Consider the following 15906-nt stretch of genomic DNA (forward strand, 5'->3'; position numbering starts at 1 on the left):
GATTTATACAGTTATATTTTATCTGAGATAAAATAATCAATATTTAGATATCCTAACAAACTGCCGATAAAAAATATATAACTACTTAAAAATAAAGGCGAGTCTAGCTCGCCTTTATCTCAATAAATAATCATTAAATTATTTTACTATTTTACAAGTACGCCCTGTATCTTCAGCAATACGATCATTGACTATTTCATCTTCTGACATCGTCGCTAAATTAAACTCTTCACTACCTTTACCCCACAGTTGGAAACTTTCTCCAACATAACGCGCACCACTTGCAGCGACTGCAGATTTTAACACGATTAATTCATCATTATAATCCATTACGGCCAAATCATCATTAGGGAAAGAAACTCTGATTTTTTGCCCTTCACAGTCGTAAGTTTCTGTTTTAGCAGCTAATGCAGGTGTTGCAATAATTGAAGTTAATAAAGCAATTGCAGAGATAGAAAGTAATTTACGCATTTACATCTCCTAAAATAATTAAAGTAACTATGGTTAGTCCAATTAGGTTAGATAGCTTTTATAAAATAAAAAATAAGATATCTCCGTATTTAATTATAGGGGGAATATAAAGAAATAAGCGATTTTCTAAGCAATTATTTCACACTGTATAATAGTCTAGATTAGTTTTACTAGCTTAATTTTTAAGGAGAAACCAACTCAAATACATAACTTTACATTATTGTTATTAACTTTTACCTTAATTAGAGTAACAGAATCTGCCTAATATGATATTATTGTCAAATAATAATTTGATTAATTTTCAATAGATTAATCTAATAATATCGATAAAGTGAAATAGTGGGAAGATCAATGCTTCAAGAAAATGTAGTTAAAGATATCATTGTTTGGATCGAGCAAAACTTAGATTCACGTTTATCATTAGATATTATTGCTGAAAAATCAGGCTATACCAAGTGGCACTTCCAGCGCTTATTTAAAGCATATACAGGAATATCTTTAGGCAAATATGTCCTAGCACGCCGTTTATCTTGTGGCGCTTATGCGTTGAGGATCACTCGTAGTAGCCTTTTAGATATTTCTTTAAAATACCATTTTGATTCGCAACAAACGTTTTGTCGTGCGTTTAAAAAACAATTTAATATCACCCCTTCTGAATATAGGAAAAAGCAAGGTTGGGATATTAGTGAACTTATCTTTCCAGCATTAGAAACTGTTGAACTTAAAGCAAAATATGAAGTAATGACCTTGCCTTCTAAAGAGTTGATAGGTATGGCTCATCAATACAATAAAAATATTTCAGCATGGAATTATGATAAGAAAAAATTTAGAAAAGAATTCTGGAAGAAGTTTTTAAAAGAAATACATACCATCCCTACAGAAATGTATGCCACACATCGTGCTTCTGCAGGCTCGCTAGATGATACGACTTATATTTATACAACAGCAGTAAGTAAAGAACAATTAACAAGCTCTGCTAATATTTCCACTATGTCTAAAGTAGAATTACCCAATGGGAAATATTTAGTTATTACTTTTGAGATGGATAATATTTTAGATTCCCTCACCGGGTATGATGATATCATTTATACTGTCTATACCAAAGTATTACCAAAGATGAATTTGCTACGTCGATCTGGTCCAGATATTGAGCGCTATACCTTAAAACAATCGGTTAGCTATGATAAGTTAATCGGCCATAGTGAGCAGCATCTACAAGAAATTAGTTACTATATTCCTGTTCTTTAGTCGCTAATAAAAATAAAAAGATCTCAATCTGATTACGCATCTTGAGATCTTTTTAATATTTATAATACGTTAAAGTAATTAATCTTTTTTAGATTGATTAGCAAAAAAGATCTCATCTTGTATATTTTTAGTTTTAAGAGTAAAGAGTTGATTAGTTAAGTTTTCAGTTAGTTGCTCTGCATCAGCCATTACACGTAAGTTAAATTCATTCAGCATGTTATCCGCTGCTGCTTTATTCTTTTTACTCATTGACAAATAATTAGCCTCCATTTCTTTTTGTTCTAATGCTGTTTTAGCTTCCCATTCTTGGTATGCTTTTTTAACAATAGGAGCAAATTGAGGATAATCTGTCATTACTAATGTTTGTAACTTACGATATTTCCAATAGATAGAGTCATTATCTGCTTTATCTGTTCCAATAGCATAGTGTTGCGGATATGCTTTTAATCCACTGTAATAAGGAACAAAAGCGGTTAGATCAGCCATTCCCAAACCAACATAAGTCACTTCACCAATCTCTTGCGGTAATTCAGGTCTTACTTGCATCACATGAGATTCATAAGTACGAAACACACTTATTGGTCGCCATGGTTCATTGCCATTCAATCCATTGGTATAAGGATCATGTTCTGTACCGTCAAAATGGTTGCGTAACATCGCTTTGGCGTCTTCTACTGATACTTTTTTCTCCGGTGTCAGCATAGGTGCAAATTGACGACCATCTGCCACATTCTGTTTCAGAGAAGGGTTAAATTGTTGCTGGATAACCCAAACCCTCGGGTAATTATAAGTGAGATCACGTTCATCATCACGCGTATAGGCTTTAGAAAAATTAAATTCGCCATCAGTGGCAGGATCATAAAGTCCTTTTTCTATTGCAAACTCAACTAAGTTTTTAGAACCTAAATTATCATTACTATCTGTATGGTAAGTCTGTAAACGCCCTTGATTACCCGTCGCAAAATATTTATCTTTTGGTAGTTTTTGCGCCATCCATTGATGACCTGTACCTGTTTCTAGGTACCACACCTCATTTTTATCAACGACGGCAACCCCAAACCCTTCTCCCGCACCTTGTGTTTCGATGATGTTTCCCAGTAATTCAATTGCTTCACGGGCAGTTTTTGCCCTTGAGAGTAAAATATCTGGAATATCATCTTCAGTGATCCCCGTATCTTCAACATAAGGATCGAACGCCAATGCTTTAGGTGAGGCAAAAATGGATTCTGTACCACTCACCCCAACGCCTAGCTCATTAAAACCCGTTGCACCATGCAATTGAGTTTTCCAATTAGGTACAGTGGTATAACGTAATGAGTGTTTAGGTAGTGGATAAGTAAAGTTATTAGCGCCATGATGGGCTTGAGTGCTATAAATACCAGTCTGATTATTTTTGGCTGGATGAATAACAAAATGTTGTGCTTTTAAAGCATCACTATCTGCGCTACGAGCTACAATCAAAGAGCCATCATTAGTTGCTTCACTCCCTGCTAATAACGTTGTGCAGGCCAGAGCCGAAGAAACTAATGCGATATTAATTGACAAAGCGATAACAGCTTTTTTAAATAAAAACATATAATGCCTCATTTGCTTGTTATTTATAATTTATATCTCAATTAATTATCTCTATTTTAGAGTAAAAAACTTGATATTTTTTGGTCTGCAGAATATTAGCAATGAGAAACAATCAATTACCGTGATTAACATCTCAATGATTAACTATTTAAAAAATAAAAATCGCATCAGTCTAACAACCATTTTTTATAGTGCATATAAAATCAAATAATATTATATGATGTAGTCAAATATTAAAAAATATCGCAAACTATGTTGGTTGAATTGTGTATTAAAATATAATCATATGATATATCGTTAATAAAAAAACGTATTTATTTACCTAAAATATAATTATAAATTTATTATTTTATTTTTAATTATGTTTATACCAAGAACTTTTTATCCCCTATAAACTGATATTTTTGATTATTGCTTTTATCACAAAAGTCTTTTGCTTTATAGCTTGTTTTTAGAACAATAAAAAAGACTATACTGTCCACCATGACGATGAGACACCCAATAAGGTGTCACAAATATCAACTTAATTCCCCTACTATTATTACCATTTTCAGGAGAGATGTATGAGTGTTCCCGTTTTAGGTCTTGGTACTTTTCGTTTAAAAGACGATGCGGTTATAAATTCTGTAAAAACTGCACTAGAACTAGGTTATCGTGCTATTGATACAGCACAAATTTATGAAAATGAAGCTGCTATAGGACAAGCTATTTCAGAAAGTGGTATATCTCGCGATGCGCTTTACATCACAACAAAAATTTGGGTAGAAAATTTAAGTAAAGATAAATTAATTCCTAGTTTGAAACAAAGCTTAAGTGATTTACAAACAGATTATGTTGACTTAACTCTAGTACATTGGCCATCACCAAATGATGCAGTTTCTGTTAAAGAATTTATGCAAGAGTTATTAGCTGCGAAACAGATGGGATTAACGCGAGAAATTGGTATTTCAAATTTTACCATTCCATTAATGGAACAAGCTATTGCTGCCGTTGGTGTTGAAAATATCGCAACAAACCAAATCGAATTATCACCTTATTTACAAAATCATAAAGTGGTAAATTGGGCTAAACAGCATGGCATTCATATTACATCTTATATGACTCTAGCTTACGGCAAAGCATTAAAAGATGAAACAATACAAACCATTGCTAAAAAACACAATGCAACACCAGCACAAATCATTTTAGCTTGGGCTATGAATGAAGGTTATTCTGTTATTCCATCTTCAACAAAACGTGAAAATTTAGCCAGTAATTTACTCAGCGTAAATATCAAATTGGATAGTGAAGATAAACAAGCGATTGCAAAGTTAGATTGTCATGATCGTTTAGTTAGCCCAGAAGGTTTAGCGCCTCATTGGGATTAATGATTAACCAATTTAAATCGTAATATAGGTGATATTATTTTTATCACCTATATATCTTAACCTACTTTTTTAGCAATATACTCACTCAGAGAATCAATAAATACACGGATGCGTTGGCTAACCACTTTTTCACTATAATAAACGGCATTAAAAGGCATAGCTATAGGTTGCAGCTTATCGGGGAATAATTCGATAAATCGACCATTTTCGATATCATTAACCACCATAAAATCGGAAAGGCAAGCAATACCATTACCTTCGAGACACAATTGTCTTATCGTTTCTCCACTATTCGACGATATTCCCATAGGAGCTTCTAATAATTGTCCATTCTCTCGCTCAATAGGCCATGTGTTTAGTGATACTGGTTCAGTAAAAGTTAGACAAGTATGGTCAAGCAGATCTTCTGCGATTTTAGGCTGTCCATAACGGGCGAGATAGTCCGGGGTCGCAACGATTTTCCGATAACTATTCAATAGTGGTTTTGCCCGTAAACTGGAATCCGTTAAATTACCGACTCTAATCGCGATATCTACTTTACGTTCAATAAGATTGATAAATGTTTCAGATGAAACTAAAGAGAGGGTTATTTGAGGATATTTTTGCTGAAATTGTTTAATAAAAGGCACCAGTAGATGCAAAACAACCGGCGTTGCGGCATCAATACGTAATAGACCCTGTGGTGTTTTTTGTGTATTAATTAATTCATCTTCAGCTAATTTCATATCTTGTAAGATAACTTGCATACGATGAAAGTAATGCTCCCCCTCTTCCGTTAAACTCAATTGTCGCGTAGTCCGATTTAATAAATTAACGCCTAGCTTTGACTCAAGTTTTTTTACTGTACGACTAACAGCAGAATTGGCTAATGCTAATTTTTCTGCAGCACGTGTAAAACTACCACTTTCAACCACTGCAATAAAAACTTGGACTTCTTCTGAGGTGGCTTTCATTATTGACCTTAGAAACGAGTGAATAATAACCTAATAACGAATCACTCTTATTATATAATATATACGCTAATTGCTTTAAAAAATTATTTCTATATTTTTATAGTTAGTTTTTCTCAAGCAATTAGCGATATATTATCTGACACTTTATTCATTATTAATAAAGCGCATAAGCTGTTGTCGAAGTTGTTTATTATCTTGCTTTAATCGTTCATTTTCATCCAACAATGTCAAGGCGATTGCAATACCATGCCAATCCAATGCTAACTCTCGATGAAGTTTTAACGCCCGATGTACAACAACAACTGCATCATCATTGAAAAACCACTCCTGTGTGGTAATTTCTACAGGCTCAATAACCCCTAATTCAACAATTTCTTGAAGTTCCTCTTTGGAAACACCAGTATGATGACAAAGCTCAGTCATAGTAAATATTGTTGTTAATTGTGCCATTATTTATTCTCCCAGTTTTTACGTGGATTATAATCGGCTTGGGCTTCGGCGAGTTGTTGCCATAATGAATGTGTTTTTTCATCCACTTTAGGTGGCATGACGACTTTCAAAATGGCATAGAGATCACCACTTTTTTGCTTGCTTACTAAGCCTTTTCCTTTAATTCTCAGGCGTTGACCTGCCTGACTAGCGGGAGGAATAGTAAGTAAAATTTTATCTTTAAGTGTAGGAATAGCAATTTTAGTACCTAATGCGGCTTCCCAAGGTGCAATAGGAACCACAATTTCAAGATCATGCCCTTTTACATCAAATAATGGATGAGGTGCAATACGGATAGTTAGCCATAAATCACCATTTTCTCCGCCATTCTCCCCAGCAGTACCTTGGCCTTTTAAACGAATACGTTGTCCATCAACAACACCGGCAGGAATTTTGACATTCAAGGTCTTAGGAATTTCTTTCTCTATCATGCCAAAGACATTATAAACCGGTAAATGATAGCTAATGGTACGCTTATGCTCTTCTTGTGCTTCTTCAAGAAAAACCGGTAATTCAATTTCTAGATCTTGTCCACGTTGTCTAGGTGCTTGACGTGAATGGCGCCCTTCAAAAGGTGAACCTTGACCAAAGAAAGAAGCATAAAGATCGTCAAAATCTTCCTGACTAAAACTTTGTTGGTTTGAATGTGAATTGTTGTGCTGTGTAAATTGTTTAAATTTCGGATCATTGCGGTGAGCCCAAAGTTCGTCATATTCAGCTCTGCGCTGTTCATCACCAAGAATTTCCCAAGCTTGCGCTATTTCTTTAAAACGCTCCTCAGCATCTGGCTCTTTACTTACATCTGGGTGATATTTTTTCGCTAAACGGCGATAAGCAGTTTTAATTGTTTTCATGTCATCAGTGGGTTTTACCCCCATAATGGCGTAATAATCCTTTAATTCCATAGTGATATCTCGATTATGTTAAACATTAAATACCCTACATCTATAGATTATAGGACAGAGAACGCTTTTTTGTTAACCAAAATAAGTTTCATAAATCCCTATTTAAGCTTATTAGAAGGCTAAACTTAAAAAATTTTTTATTTATTAAAATATTTTTAAATAAATAAAAACAAATAGTTAGAGCTAAATCGAATAACTAATCATCTAAATATCATTAAATTGCATTTGAAATACTTCTTTATTGGCGGTAAATTTTGGTCAAAGAAGAAATAATTTATCAGGTGATTTATCTCTGTTTTTTATTTTCACTAAGAGAAAAAGCAACAAAATAACTGGCAATAATAAGGGAGAAGCAATGAAACGTATCATTATTCCCACAAACTATATTCATATACGAACAACGCCTTTTTGGACAAGGGAGACAGCCCCTAAATCAATCTGGGAGAGACATTTAGACAAAGGCACCCAGCAAGGGGTATACCCTAGATTATCCGTGATGCAAGGCACTATTATTTATTATGCCTATGCCGATCAATATAGCCCAAAGCCTACCGAAACCTTAGTGATTAAGGAGGGTGAGTTTGGTGTATTTCCACCAGAAACTTGGCACAGAATTGAAGCACAAACTGAAGACACCGTGTTTAATATCGACTTTTATGTTGACCCCAAAATACTTGCTGAAGGTTAAAAATGACTATGGAAAATGATAATAAAGGTTATTTATTGACACTTATTTGTGATAACAGTGATGATAAAGCAGAGAAAATCTTCCTTAATCCTAAGATACTTTATATTCCTGATGTTGCCGCTAAAGAAATTTTGTTATTAACTAACGAATTAAAGGGCAAAATAGATCTCTCAGCCCAAGCGCTGACTTTAACGCTCACCAATAAAAATAATGGTGTTTCAGTGGATAAAGAATGCGAGATAAAAGATTTACTTGATCCTGATATGGCGAGTCTAATGGTTAAAGATTTAATCAATATCGTCCGTGGTTATGATATGGATGAAGAAGCCAATGTTTGTGGTTGGTAAATTAAAAATTAATCAACAATTAAAGCAGTCACTATCTCATTCTATAAAGGAAATAGAGTTAATAAGCTACTAAATGATGAATACAATATCTTATTCATCATTTAGTACATTAACGATTATTAATAATTAAATTTTTTAATCGTTAATTTAAAAATAAGCTCTAGGACTGGGGCTTATTTTGGTGTATTTAGAAAAATATCATATATAGCAAAATGACATTAACTTATTTTTATTTAACTATTACTCTCAGGCTTAAGTTTAAACATAATGGTTGTAGCCTCAAACTTACCATCAACTGCTTGAGCAAACTCAGGAATTTCACCACTAACTTGCCAACCAAGAAAGCGATATAGACTCACCGTCATACCTTTTGTAATGGTATCTAAAGTTAAAAGTGTTATCCCTCTCTCCCATGCTATTTGTTCAGCCTTTTGCATCAATTGCTGTGCTATTCCTTTATGCCTATGATCAGGGGATACTAATAGTTTGCAAATCTCCCCACGATGTTTGCCATTTGGTTTAGTGCATAATTCAAGACCAACAACACCGACTATTTGTCCGTCAATCACTGCAGTAATTAATTTAAACGTATTTGTTGATAATGAGTGATTAACACTAAGCCAATAATTTCTCATATCATCTATTTGAGTTTCTGCGTCAGTATACCCAACACTTGCCCCACCAAGGACACATCTATATAACAATTTGGTGAGTTGTTCTATTTTAATTTCACTTATTTTGTCATCATAACAATAAATCATCATATTGAGTGTCCCCAGTCGTAAATATATTCAACCATAATCTATTCGAAATATTTAGAGGTTACAATAATGCTCAATACTCTTTATACAAACAGAAATTTGAATAATTATGAATAAAACTGTTGACTAGGAAATTTGTTTTTAGTGGATCAAAGGAAGTTAAGGAGACTTCAGGAGACGCTAGAAGACATTGAAATGGCGGAGGAGGAGAGATTCGAACTCTCGGATGGTTTCCCATCGGCGGTTTTCAAGACCGCTGCCTTCAGCCGCTCGGCCACCCCTCCGCAATGGGGAGCAATATAAACATCCACGCTTATATTGTAAAGCCCTTATTGTCTTGTTTGGCGTAATTTTAAACGTCCTTTGATTTAACAGCTTAATTTATCAACGATTTACGCATTAGACTTGGGTATTGCGGTTATTTTTGCTAAATTAAACGATTATTTTTGATTGGTTAGAAACACATGTTTGTATTTAACGGACAACAAATCGAGACAGATAGTCACGGTTATTTAAAAAACAGCAATGAATGGACCGAAGAGATGGTGCCAATATTAGCTGAACTTGAAGAAATTGAACTCACAGAGCAACATTGGGAAATTATCCGTTTTGTGCGCCAGTTTTATTTAGAATTTAATACCTCACCGGCGATCCGAATGTTAGTGAAAGCATTAGCACAAAAATATGGCGATGAAAAAGGCAATAGCCGTTATCTATATCGCTTATTCCCTAAAGGTCCTGCTAAACAGGCAACGAAGCTCGCGGGCTTACCTAAACCTGTCAAATGTATTTAATACTAAGATGCATAATGGCGGATTGAAAAGTCTGCCATTTCTTCATATTGGCATGGTGTTGCCGACCAGAATACAATCTTACTCCCTATTGGTCCTCCAGCAGCCAACCAATCTTCTATTTTTCTCAGTACCTGCTCTTCAGCAAAAGCTCTGATCCCCACACTGCCATCATCACGATTCCACACATAACCCGTAATAGGCTGCTTTTTCATCCATTGATAAGTATGAAAGCGGAAACCGACACCTTGTACACGACCTTGAATAATATATTCTCTACCAACCTTCATTTACCTACCCTCCAAACTTACATGTGACGCAAAAATTCCGATAAGATTGTTGTCTTTTCTTTATACAATAGATAATCTGATTTTGTGAGGTTTGCATTTACACTGGATAACGACGTGTTTAATTTTGTTACACCTTGAAATTTCACTTTATGCCCTCATATACAGAAATTAATAAAGCAAGGTTTTACGGAGGTGATAAATGATGATCGCCAGCAAATTTGGAATAGGCCAGCAGGTTAGACATAAACTACTCGGTTATTTAGGTGTAGTTGTTGATGTGGATGCTGAATATTCCCTTGATCAACCTAACGAGGATGATATTGCATCTAATATGACCTTGCGATCAGCGCCTTGGTATCATGTTGTCATGGAAGATGATGAAGGACAACCGGTTCATACCTATTTAGCTGAAGCTCAAATAACTTATGAACTCTCAGATGAGCATTTAGATAATGACTCAATGGATGAGTTGTCACAATCAATCCGCAACCAATTACAGGCCCCGCGATTAAGAAACTAATTTTCTTCCATTCTTAACCTTAATGATAATCGCCGAATACATTTCGGCGATTTTACTCTGCCTATTACCAAGGCAATCCGTGGGCTTCTATCTCTTTTTTAGGACAGCGATCCATAACCACACGCAACCCCGATTGTTCAGCTAATGCTTTTGCTTCTTCATTGATCACACCTATCTGTAACCATAAAACTTTAGCATTAATTTTAATCGCTTCTTTGGCAATCTCGAGCGCTGCTGCTGATTGACGAAATACATCTACCATATCAATCGCCACAGGAATATCTTGCAAATGACCATAACATTGCTGGCCTAATATTGTTTCCCCTGCCATACCCGGATTAACGGGGATCACCTCATAGCCTTGCTCTAATAAGAATTTCATGACTTTATAACTAGGGCGATCTTCTTTATGACTTGCACCAACCAGTGCAATTGTTTTGACACTTCTTAGAATGTCATAAATCTCTGAATCAACCATTTATATGCTCCGTTATCAGCAGGAAGATTGAAAATCTTATGATACATCATAGTATCTTGTTCCGCTCATAGCTTGTAAGATAAAAAAAGGTATGTTGACAACTGGAATAATAACTGTATTTATTTTTAAAGGTAGCAAATGGAACAAATTGACCGCACACTCGCCACAGAAAAAAATATTGCGTTAGTTGCACATGATCACTGTAAAAGCTCATTGCTTGAATGGGTTAAAAACAACAGTGAACAGCTTTCTCACCATAAGTTATTTGCCACAGGAACAACAGGAAATCTGGTTAATCACCATACAGGATTAGAGGTCACTCAGATGTTAAGTGGCCCCATGGGAGGTGATCAACAAATTGGTGCTATGATCGCAGAAAAGAAAATTGATATTCTTATTTTCTTTTGGGATCCACTCAATGCCGTTCCTCATGATCCAGATGTGAAAGCGCTGTTACGCCTAGCAACAGTCTGGAATATTCCCGTAGCAACCAATCGTGCGACGGCTAATTTTCTTATTTCGTCCCCTCTTTTTTCACAAGAGTCAAAAATTAAAATTCCCGACTATGAAGGTTATTTAAAAGAACGTTTAAAATAATGCCTTATGGTTTTTTTTGCGTAGGGACACCTTGAGATTTTAATTCTGACACAAAACAAGATGGTTGTTGTTTATTAAATAATAACCATACTTGTTTTTTTGCTCTTGTTAATGCCACATACATTAATCGGCGCTCTTCAGCATCAGGATAGTCTTCAACAGGGGGTAATAAAGCGGTTTCTATAATCGACTCTCTTGCCGGAGCTGGAAATCCGTCTTTACCCGATTGTAAACCTAATATAATCACATAATCAGCTTGTTGACCTTTTGAAGCATGAAAAGTCATAAACTGTAATTTTAATTTGGGCCAGCGCGTTTTCGCCTTTTTCAATAAATCAGGTTGTAAGTAATGATAACGCGCTAATAAAAGGATCGTTTCATCGTCACTGACATAACCACTCATTTTATTTAATAAACTTTCTAATTGATCATCCGGCAATAATACAACGGCTTTTTTATTACCTTTTGTTAAGCTATTTAAAGGCTTAGCTAATTGATTAGGATTTTGTTGAATAAATGTATTGGCAACGTCACCTATAGTCGAATTAAAACGATAAGTGGTATCTAATACACACTCAGCACCATCACCAAAAGATTGATGAAACGCTGTTGTTAGTAATAATTCAGCCCCACTAAAGCGATAAATAGCTTGCCAGTCATCACCAACTGCAAATAATGAAGTTTGTGTATTTTGTTGTTTTAACGCATTTAATAGTGCTGCTCTTAGTGGTGAAATATCTTGGAATTCATCCACCAGAATATGTTTCCAAGGACTGACGAAACGCCCTTTTTCTATCAGATTAATGGCTTGATGTAATAGCCCTGAAAAATCAATGGCATTCTCTTCTTTTAATGCGGTTTTCCATGCCTTTAACAGTGGTGCTAATAGTTTTAAACACTTTTTAAATGCATCCGTATATTCTGCAGGCACAGAATCAATCATTGTTTTTTGGCTACCACCTTGCATTCTTAATAAACTGATCCACCGCTCTAACCTTACGGCAACTTGATTTTCTAATTTTTTATCATGCCAAAATTCCCCATCAGGGATTTCCCATGCTAGCTCTTCAGATAACCACTCACGCCAGCCTTTCGCTTGTGCTTTTTTCTGCTGACACTGCTCACGCCACTGCGTTAACAATAGTGTTCTTCTCTTTTCACTATTGATTTCTAATTCGCTGATCTTGGGTTGTTTTTTAGTTGACTGTTGGATAATAAATAATGCCAATGCATGAAAGGTTTTCGCCGTAATATCAGCGTTTAAGCGCTCAGATAAACGTTGGTTCATCTCTTCAGCGGCTTTACGTCCAAAAGCCAATAGTAGAATTTGTTCAGAGGTTGCTAGTTTACGACGTAACAACCACCCCGCTCTTGCCACTAGTACCGACGTTTTACCACTACCAGCACCCGCTAATACCAATATATTATCTTCACCGTTGATAACGGCTTTACATTGCGATTCATTTAAAGGCGATGTTTCAATGGTAGTAAAAAACTCCGCATGCTCTGTCAACATACGGGTGATCCATTGCTCATTTTCTTGCACAATTAATGCCTTACCTTTCTGTAACCACTGTAAACAGCGTTGATAATGCACCTTACAGTTATCAAATTGAGCAAGTCGTTCCAGAGGAAGAGGAATAGCAGAAAAACTTTCTTGGATAGCCTGTTGAATACCGGCTAACTGGTTTTGTTTTATCCATTTATCGCTTTGAATTATATCTTGGATAGAAGAGAGTTGCTTTTCAAGTACTTGCGCCGTTATCTCACTCATCTCTTGGCTCCATATTTGCCAAGTTTGATAAAGATAGCGGTAAAATTGTTGCGTTTCTTCCCAGTCCGTTCCATGCAAACGAACCACTTTATTGTCGGGCAGTAAAAACTCTAACTCTCCCCACACAATGCCTTTTTTACAAAAAATGTCGATCAATTCATTAAAAGGAATTAAATATTGATGCTTTTCACCACTGACCTCAATACCCGCATTTAACAATTTTACCCTGTTATAAGGATGCTGAGCTAAACGTTGTCCCATTGGGGTTGACTTCAGTTCCATTCTGTAATTCCTACAATAAATAACAAATAGTCTGTCGTTAAACTCTTTTTTATCTGTAATAAACCCTATATTCTAAGAGGTAATTATCTCCATCTTGTTTATTTAAGGGCTTTTTGTGTTCAATTTGTTTAATGGCGCCCGCCGATTTATCTATAATAGCCACTTTTTATATTATATTCGCATAATAATCGCACTTACGGGAACGACTTTATTTCCATGGGCTTTAGGACAAGAACCAAAATATACTATACCTCTTACATTAGGTGTTGTCGCAGCCGCATTAACTGACTTAGATGATAGGCTTGTGGGCCGCTTAAGAAACCTTGTGATCACCTTATGTTGTTTCTTATTAGCATCAACATCTATCGGATTACTCTACCCTTACCCTATTTTATTCTTTTGTGGTCTTGCTATCTCCACTTGGGGGTTTATTTTATTAGGCGCCTTGGGTCAGCGTTATGCTACCATCGCCTTTGGTGCGCTATTAATCGCTATTTATACCATGTTAGGTATGCCGATTTTCCCAGAATGGCATGAACAACCTATTTGGCTCCTTTTAGGCGCGATTTGGTATAATTTGCTTACCTTAATTGGTCACCTACTTTTCCCTATTCGTCCCGTTCAAGATAGCCTTACGCGTTATTATCAGCAGCTTTCCGCTTATCTAGAAGCCAAGGCCGCATTATTTGATCCCGATATTGAAGGTGATCAACAGCAATTACTGTATAACTTGGCATTGGCTAATAATCAGTTAATTGAGGCAATGAGCCAAACTAAACTAACATTACTAAGCCGTTTAAAAGGTGATAGGGGCCAGCGTAGCAGTCGTTTCACATTGCATTATTACTTTGTGGCTCAAGATATTCATGAACGGGCCAGCTCTTCTCATATTCAATATCAATTACTGAGTGATAGATTACGCCACAGTGATGTCCTTTTCCGCTTTCAGCGCTTACTGTCAATGCAAGCAAGAGCCTGCGAACAAGTCGCTCAATCTATTCTTTGGCATAAAAAGTACCAACATAATCCTCATTTTGAACGTGCAATCACTCATTTAGAAAATGCACTTAATAATGTAAAAAACAGTACTTCTGATCCACAAATTATTGCGCCACTCTATAATTTATTACAAAACTTACAGGGCATCGATGCTTTATTAAAAAGTATTAGTACAGAGCAATATCAAATCTCTCATGACCAAAAAGAAGAAACTCAGTTATCTGATGAAGGGCTTACTGGGTGGCGAGATATCGTGCTAAGAATAAAAGGTCACTTAACACCAAAATCAGCTCTATTTAGACATGCAGTACGAATGTCACTTGTCTTATGTATAGGTTATGTGATCATCCAGTTTTTTGATTTGCATCGAGGGTACTGGATTTTATTAACCAGTTTGTTTGTTTGTCAGCCTAACTATAATGCGACACGTAGACGATTAACATTACGGGTCAGTGGCACTATTATTGGTATTTTAATTGGTTTCCCTATTCTCTATTTTGTGCCTTCCATCGAAGGTCAATTAGTGCTTATTGTTGTGACAGGTACGCTCTTTTTTGCTTTCCGAACCGTACAATACGCTCATGCCACTTTGTTTATTACCCTACTCGTTTTATTGAGTTTTAATTTATTAGGTGAAGGCTATGATGTCGCACTACCGCGGATCATTGATACGTTAATTGGATGTGCCATTGCCTGGTTCGCAGTCAGTTTTATTTGGCCGGATTGGAAGTTCCGTCAGTTGCCATTGCTCATCCAAAAAACCATGACCAATAACTGCTACTATCTTGATGCGATCCTCATTCAGTATTATCAAGGAAGAGATAATAGCGTTAATTATCGTATTGCACGCCGTAATGCACATAGCAGTGATGGTGAGTTAGCATCTTTAATTTCTAATATGTCATCAGAGCCTAAAAGCTTTCAAACCTCTCAAGAAGAAGCATTTAAATTACTGTGTTTAAATCATACTTTACTGAGCTATATTTCAGCGTTAGGTGTTCATCGTTGCAAAATTGAAGATGAAGCAGTACTCACCCTGCTTAATGATACTGTCTGTTATATTGATTCAGCGTTGAGACGTAAAAAACCACAAGATAATGATTTTATACAATCTCACGATCAACTTATCGCACGTGTTAATGCACAACCAAGTTCAGATAACGCCCGTATTCAATTAGTGTTAACGCAAATACGCTTGTTACTGGATTTATTGCCACAAATTGTCAATTGCATTGAGCTAATTGAGCAAACAGAATGGCAAAACGATAAAGATAAATTAGCTACAGCTTGATGGATAAAAAGTTATTTTCTCTAATTTCTATTAGAACCTTAGAGAAAATAACAGACTCTATTGGCTTAAGTTTGCTCTTA

The 15906-nt window shown here is 35.7% G+C and carries 17 protein-coding genes and 1 tRNA gene; 8 read left to right on the forward strand and 10 right to left on the reverse strand.

The window, feature by feature from the left end:
• Positions 1-138: 138 nt before the first annotated feature.
• Positions 139-471 (reverse strand): MliC family protein, encoded by a 333-nt coding sequence (locus tag ACYUCW_RS12080; RefSeq protein WP_004247019.1) that lies wholly within the window; start codon positions 469-471, stop codon positions 139-141.
• A gap of 351 nt (positions 472-822) precedes the next feature.
• Between ACYUCW_RS12080 and ACYUCW_RS12085 the strand changes: the two genes are divergently transcribed.
• A complete protein-coding gene (locus tag ACYUCW_RS12085) occupies positions 823-1719 on the forward strand; it encodes an AraC family transcriptional regulator (protein ID WP_004251900.1) in 897 nt (298 codons plus the stop codon).
• A gap of 78 nt (positions 1720-1797) precedes the next feature.
• On the opposite strand, the gene ACYUCW_RS12090 is transcribed toward ACYUCW_RS12085, so the two are convergent.
• Entirely contained in the window at positions 1798-3294 is a 1497-nt protein-coding gene (locus ACYUCW_RS12090; RefSeq protein ID WP_049202010.1) for a C69 family dipeptidase, read from the reverse strand.
• Between the two features lie 563 nt (positions 3295-3857).
• Between ACYUCW_RS12090 and dkgB the strand changes: the two genes are divergently transcribed.
• A complete protein-coding gene (dkgB, locus tag ACYUCW_RS12095) occupies positions 3858-4661 on the forward strand; it encodes a 2,5-didehydrogluconate reductase DkgB (protein ID WP_004247787.1) in 804 nt (267 codons plus the stop codon).
• A gap of 56 nt (positions 4662-4717) precedes the next feature.
• Here dkgB and yafC read toward each other — a convergent pair whose 3' ends face one another.
• From yafC to cbpA, 3 genes are all read right to left on the reverse strand, one after another.
• Positions 4718-5614: a DNA-binding transcriptional regulator YafC gene (gene yafC / locus ACYUCW_RS12100; protein WP_036971038.1), complete on the reverse strand. Its 897-nt coding sequence runs from the start codon at positions 5612-5614 to the stop codon at positions 4718-4720.
• A 144-nt stretch (positions 5615-5758) separates the two neighbouring features.
• Complete coding sequence (gene cbpM, locus ACYUCW_RS12105) at positions 5759-6064, reverse strand: chaperone modulator CbpM (protein ID WP_004247011.1); 306 nt, start codon at positions 6062-6064, stop codon at positions 5759-5761.
• Positions 6064-7008 (reverse strand): curved DNA-binding protein, encoded by a 945-nt coding sequence (gene cbpA / locus ACYUCW_RS12110; RefSeq protein ID WP_004247010.1) that lies wholly within the window; start codon positions 7006-7008, stop codon positions 6064-6066. Before cbpA ends, cbpM begins: the two co-directional genes overlap by 1 nt.
• A 355-nt stretch (positions 7009-7363) precedes the next feature.
• Here cbpA and ACYUCW_RS12115 point away from each other — a divergent pair, with 355 nt between their 5' ends.
• Positions 7364-7696 carry a DUF1971 domain-containing protein gene (locus tag ACYUCW_RS12115; protein ID WP_004247785.1) on the forward strand — a complete coding sequence of 111 codons (333 nt, stop codon included), beginning with the start codon at positions 7364-7366 and terminating at the stop codon, positions 7694-7696.
• Between the two features lie 2 nt (positions 7697-7698).
• Positions 7699-8043: a DUF1869 domain-containing protein gene (locus tag ACYUCW_RS12120; RefSeq protein WP_052124586.1), complete on the forward strand. Its 345-nt coding sequence runs from the start codon at positions 7699-7701 to the stop codon at positions 8041-8043.
• A 233-nt stretch (positions 8044-8276) separates the two neighbouring features.
• Here ACYUCW_RS12120 and ACYUCW_RS12125 read toward each other — a convergent pair whose 3' ends face one another.
• The gene (locus ACYUCW_RS12125) at positions 8277-8807 is read right to left on the reverse strand and encodes a GNAT family N-acetyltransferase (RefSeq protein WP_036908197.1); all 531 of its coding nucleotides are present in this window, start codon (positions 8805-8807) and stop codon (positions 8277-8279) included.
• A 193-nt stretch (positions 8808-9000) separates the two neighbouring features.
• Positions 9001-9088, reverse strand: a tRNA-Ser gene (locus ACYUCW_RS12130).
• 180 nt (positions 9089-9268) lie between these two features.
• Between ACYUCW_RS12130 and tusE the strand changes: the two genes are divergently transcribed.
• On the forward strand, positions 9269-9598 hold the full coding sequence (gene tusE, locus ACYUCW_RS12135) for a sulfurtransferase TusE (RefSeq protein ID WP_004244693.1): 330 nt from the start codon (positions 9269-9271) through the stop codon (positions 9596-9598).
• Positions 9599-9600: 2 nt separating this feature from the next.
• Here the strand turns inward: tusE and ACYUCW_RS12140 are convergent, their stop codons facing one another.
• Entirely contained in the window at positions 9601-9885 is a 285-nt protein-coding gene (locus ACYUCW_RS12140) for an acylphosphatase (RefSeq protein ID WP_004244692.1), read from the reverse strand.
• A 199-nt stretch (positions 9886-10084) separates the two neighbouring features.
• Here ACYUCW_RS12140 and hspQ point away from each other — a divergent pair, with 199 nt between their 5' ends.
• On the forward strand, positions 10085-10405 hold the full coding sequence (hspQ, locus tag ACYUCW_RS12145) for a heat shock protein HspQ (RefSeq protein ID WP_004244691.1): 321 nt from the start codon (positions 10085-10087) through the stop codon (positions 10403-10405).
• A 64-nt stretch (positions 10406-10469) separates the two neighbouring features.
• Here the strand turns inward: hspQ and ACYUCW_RS12150 are convergent, their stop codons facing one another.
• On the reverse strand, positions 10470-10883 hold the full coding sequence (locus ACYUCW_RS12150; protein ID WP_004247691.1) for a CoA-binding protein: 414 nt from the start codon (positions 10881-10883) through the stop codon (positions 10470-10472).
• A gap of 138 nt (positions 10884-11021) precedes the next feature.
• On the opposite strand from ACYUCW_RS12150, the gene ACYUCW_RS12155 reads away from it, so the two are divergent.
• A complete protein-coding gene (locus tag ACYUCW_RS12155) occupies positions 11022-11480 on the forward strand; it encodes a methylglyoxal synthase (RefSeq protein WP_004244689.1) in 459 nt (152 codons plus the stop codon).
• Between the two features lie 4 nt (positions 11481-11484).
• Here the strand turns inward: ACYUCW_RS12155 and helD are convergent, their stop codons facing one another.
• Positions 11485-13536: a DNA helicase IV gene (helD, locus tag ACYUCW_RS12160; protein ID WP_460408684.1), complete on the reverse strand. Its 2052-nt coding sequence runs from the start codon at positions 13534-13536 to the stop codon at positions 11485-11487.
• 115 nt (positions 13537-13651) lie between these two features.
• Here helD and yccS point away from each other — a divergent pair, with 115 nt between their 5' ends.
• Positions 13652-15826 (forward strand): YccS family putative transporter, encoded by a 2175-nt coding sequence (gene yccS / locus ACYUCW_RS12165; RefSeq protein ID WP_004247689.1) that lies wholly within the window; start codon positions 13652-13654, stop codon positions 15824-15826.
• Positions 15827-15906 lie beyond the last annotated feature (80 nt).

Source organism: Proteus sp. MB838, assembly GCF_054767435.1.

Excerpts from the sequence above, each read along its gene's own strand:
- ACYUCW_RS12080 (WP_004247019.1), bottom strand. The coding sequence starts at position 471 with ATGCGTAAATTACTTTCTATCTCTGCAATTGCTTTATTAACTTCAATT.
- ACYUCW_RS12085 (WP_004251900.1), top strand. The coding sequence starts at position 823 with ATGCTTCAAGAAAATGTAGTTAAAGATATCATTGTTTGGATCGAGCAA.
- ACYUCW_RS12090 (WP_049202010.1), bottom strand. The coding sequence starts at position 3,294 with ATGTTTTTATTTAAAAAAGCTGTTATCGCTTTGTCAATTAATATCGCA.
- dkgB (WP_004247787.1), top strand. The coding sequence starts at position 3,858 with ATGAGTGTTCCCGTTTTAGGTCTTGGTACTTTTCGTTTAAAAGACGAT.
- yafC (WP_036971038.1), bottom strand. The coding sequence starts at position 5,614 with ATGAAAGCCACCTCAGAAGAAGTCCAAGTTTTTATTGCAGTGGTTGAA.
- cbpM (WP_004247011.1), bottom strand. The coding sequence starts at position 6,064 with ATGGCACAATTAACAACAATATTTACTATGACTGAGCTTTGTCATCAT.
- cbpA (WP_004247010.1), bottom strand. The coding sequence starts at position 7,008 with ATGGAATTAAAGGATTATTACGCCATTATGGGGGTAAAACCCACTGAT.
- ACYUCW_RS12115 (WP_004247785.1), top strand. The coding sequence starts at position 7,364 with ATGAAACGTATCATTATTCCCACAAACTATATTCATATACGAACAACG.
- ACYUCW_RS12120 (WP_052124586.1), top strand. The coding sequence starts at position 7,699 with ATGACTATGGAAAATGATAATAAAGGTTATTTATTGACACTTATTTGT.
- ACYUCW_RS12125 (WP_036908197.1), bottom strand. The coding sequence starts at position 8,807 with ATGATGATTTATTGTTATGATGACAAAATAAGTGAAATTAAAATAGAA.
- tusE (WP_004244693.1), top strand. The coding sequence starts at position 9,269 with ATGTTTGTATTTAACGGACAACAAATCGAGACAGATAGTCACGGTTAT.
- ACYUCW_RS12140 (WP_004244692.1), bottom strand. The coding sequence starts at position 9,885 with ATGAAGGTTGGTAGAGAATATATTATTCAAGGTCGTGTACAAGGTGTC.
- hspQ (WP_004244691.1), top strand. The coding sequence starts at position 10,085 with ATGATGATCGCCAGCAAATTTGGAATAGGCCAGCAGGTTAGACATAAA.
- ACYUCW_RS12150 (WP_004247691.1), bottom strand. The coding sequence starts at position 10,883 with ATGGTTGATTCAGAGATTTATGACATTCTAAGAAGTGTCAAAACAATT.
- ACYUCW_RS12155 (WP_004244689.1), top strand. The coding sequence starts at position 11,022 with ATGGAACAAATTGACCGCACACTCGCCACAGAAAAAAATATTGCGTTA.
- helD (WP_460408684.1), bottom strand. The coding sequence starts at position 13,536 with ATGGAACTGAAGTCAACCCCAATGGGACAACGTTTAGCTCAGCATCCT.